Origin of the sequence: Methylobacterium isbiliense (genome assembly GCF_022179325.1) — a bacterium.
Classification (GTDB): Bacteria; Pseudomonadota; Alphaproteobacteria; order Rhizobiales; family Beijerinckiaceae; genus Methylobacterium; species Methylobacterium isbiliense.
Genome location: NZ_BPQQ01000161.1, coordinates 1 through 2,956, shown reverse-complemented (window position 1 = coordinate 2,956; position 2,956 = coordinate 1). Strand labels below are relative to the sequence as shown.

At 62.1% G+C, this 2,956-nt stretch carries 4 protein-coding genes; all 4 read left to right on the top strand.

What is annotated here, in order from left to right; genetic code table 11:
• The coding region (locus MFF61_RS33745) for a hypothetical protein (RefSeq protein ID WP_238242226.1) at nt 1–442 on the top strand (442 nt) is incomplete at its 5' end.
• A gap of 6 nt (nt 443–448) precedes the next feature.
• The gene (locus tag MFF61_RS33740) at nt 449–1,282 is read left to right on the top strand and encodes a phospholipase D-like domain-containing protein (RefSeq protein WP_238242221.1); all 834 of its coding nucleotides are present in this window, start codon (nt 449–451) and stop codon (nt 1,280–1,282) included.
• Between the two features lie 59 nt (nt 1,283–1,341).
• A complete protein-coding gene (locus tag MFF61_RS33735; RefSeq protein ID WP_238242220.1) occupies nt 1,342–1,932 on the top strand; it encodes a phospholipase D-like domain-containing protein in 591 nt (196 codons plus the stop codon).
• Between the two features lie 145 nt (nt 1,933–2,077).
• Nucleotides 2,078–2,308, top strand: a complete 231-nt coding sequence (locus tag MFF61_RS33730) for a hypothetical protein (protein ID WP_238242219.1) — start codon at nt 2,078–2,080, stop codon at nt 2,306–2,308.
• The last annotated feature ends 648 nt before the right edge of the window (nt 2,309–2,956 follow it).

Sequence of the window (2,956 nt, the reverse complement as noted above, 5' to 3'; positions counted from 1 at the left end):
GAACGCTCGCGCGATGCGTGAGCATCGCTCACTTGCATCGCGCGAGCGTTCAGGGGAAAGCCGGAGTCCCGGCGCTCACCGCGTCGTGACCATCGTCGGTCGACCGATCCGTTCGATTGTCGTGCTGTCTCTGGAGCAGCCAACCGATGCGAGGAGTGGGGCCATGATCAGCGATGCAGCGCCTCGCGATGACAGTGGCAACTGCTTGAGAGACATCGTCACCCAGGCCGTGTGCGACTGCCTGAACCGCAGCTTGAGGCCGGACGCAGGCCTGATACGTCGTTTGTTGATCTACGAGCGTACGGCTCGGCATGCCGGCTTGGAACGTCAGACGATCCAAGTCATTGAGTCCGGCCTGCGGCTCCTCTGCGATCGTCGAAACGCGATCGCTGCTCCTAAACAGTTCCAACCAAGCTCGATGGAGCGTCCACAGCGGGAATGAGAACTGGTGGTAGAGCAGATTTCTACACAGGGCCTCATCCGACCAGGGCGCACGTGCTGGCGCAGCGTCCATGTCGATCGTTTCGCCCTGATCGTGGACGCCGCCGAGTACTTTGCCCAGCTCAAAGCAGCCATGATACTCGCTCGCAAGCGTATCATGTTGATCGGATGGGATTTTGACACGCGTGTTCGGCTTGATCCTGAAGCCAAATCGAGTATTTGGCCAGACAAATTCGGTTCTTTTATCAGCACGCTCGTAGAACGTCGCCCGGATCTGCAGGTGTATTTGCTTAAGTGGGACCTTGGCATTCTGAAAACACTTGGGCGTGGCGCAACTCCCCTATTCATTCTCAACTGGATGACCGGCAAGCGTATTCATCTGCGGCTCGACAGCGTCCATCCACTCGGCGCATGCCATCATCAGAAGATCGCCGTGATCGACGACGCCCTTGCCTTCTGCGGCGGCATCGACCTCACGGTCGGCCGCTGGGACACGCCCGAACACCGTGATGAAGACCGGCGCCGCGCCAGCCCTTGGGGGTTCGCGCAGCCACCGTGGCACGATGCGACGGCCGCGGTGGACGGCGAGGCGGCGCAGTCGTTAGCTGAACTTGCCCGGGAGCGCTGGGAGAGCGCAACGGGCGAGAGATTGCCGCCGCTTTCTGAACGGCACGCGATATGGCCCCAAACGCTCCAGACCACCTTCCATGACGTGAACGTCGGCATCGTCCGCACGCAGCCGAAAAGCGACGGCCAAACCGAGGTGCGCGAGGTCGAGGCACTCACCCTTGCGGCGATCGCAAGGGCGCACCGTTTCATCTATGTGGAGAGCCAGACCTAGCGTCCCACCGTATCGCCGACGCGCTCGCGAAGCGGCTCGGTGAGACGAGCGGCCCGGAAGTGATCGTGATCAACCCCTTGTCCACGGAGGGCTTGCTGGAGGACGAGGTGATGGGGTCAGCCCGAGCCCGGATCATCGACGTCCTGAGAGGCACCACTGGCGGGAGCCGGTTCCGGATCTACCACCCGGTCGCGGCGGGTGGCACACCGATCTACGTTCACGCCAAGCTCATGATCGTCGACGACCGCTTCCTGAAGATCGGTTCCGCGAACATGAACAACCGCTCCATGGGGCTCGATACCGAATGTGATCTCGCCGTGGACACTCACGACCAAACCCGGAGCAGGGCGCTTCGAACTGCGATCTGCGGGATCCGGCATCGCCTGTTGGCTGAGCACCTGTGCGTGACCGCGGAGGAATTCGCGCGAGTGGAGCTGGAAGAGGGATCCCTGGTCCGGGCGATCGACCGCCTGCGCGTCGCGAAGGGACGAACGCTCGTCCCACTTGAGCCGAGGCCGCTCAACGCCGTTGAAGAGTTCATCGCGGTGGATGGGGTTCTTGATCCAGACCGACCGGAGCCGATCGTCAATCAGCTTGCGAAGCTCGCGTCTGCAAGTGCGCGTGCATGGAGAGGGTCATCATCACCATGACGACTTCCGCCACCACGACGACGACGAACAAGCCCAACTGCTGCATCCGCTAGGCAGCAGGCGGAACCGTCCACCAAGCTAAGCCGTTCCATCCCGCCGTGGGGGTCGTCCGACCGTTCCTGCGGCTCATTCAGAGGAATACCCCATGAGGATGCCCATCTTTGCGCTGGCCATCATGGCTGCGCTCGGCACTGCGACGCTGGTGACCCCGGTTGCAGCGGCACCGGCTGTGCCCGCTCCGCTTGAAGCGCCGGACATGGTGACGACGGTGCAGCACCGCCACGGGCACATGCGGCACCATCATCACGCGCGGCGCCATCATCACCATCACCACCGGATGCGCCACCATCATCATCGGCGACATCATCACTACTGAGTGCAAAGGGGACCCCCGAGGGTCCCCTTTCTTGTTCCAGATCTCCCGGTCATACCAACGACTGTGAGGGGTGGCTGATGCAGCTTCCATCCCTGGGGCTGAGGTGATTCCCTAACCCAGGGAGAACCCGCACTATATCAGCAGCGGTGTGATCCCCCCAGGGTGATAAAGAACCAGAACGATTGGGGCCTTGGCGAGTTAGCACCAGGCTTCTCAATGGAACAGCTGATGCCGCCTCGCCTTACCTGCTCAGCTCTCCTGTTGCTCACTATCGTGCAGCCGATAGGCTTGGCGATCCCGGCAGCAGCGCAGAGCCCCGCAAAGTCCTACCTCTACCAGAAGCGGCTCGCTCGCCAATGCCCGCCGCCACTCAAGTACGCGGCCGGAGCTTGTGTCCGCCACTGCCCAGCCGGCTATGAGGACCATGGCAGATACTGCCGCTTCCGGAGTATGAGAGGTCGTGGCGGAAGGTAAGACTTAATATACTGCAATGGGATCAGGTGAGTTGCTTGGCGAGCGTTTGCTTTACAGACACTGTGGCTCCGTCCCCGGGTACAACTGGCAACCCCCCGAACGTGACGGTCGCGCCCGGCTGGACCGGAGCCTCGACTGATCGGCCCCCACGGGGTGGTTCATCGGCGAGTTTGG

Excerpts from the sequence above, each read along its gene's own strand:
- MFF61_RS33730 (WP_238242219.1), top strand. The coding sequence starts at position 2,078 with ATGAGGATGCCCATCTTTGCGCTGGCCATCATGGCTGCGCTCGGCACT.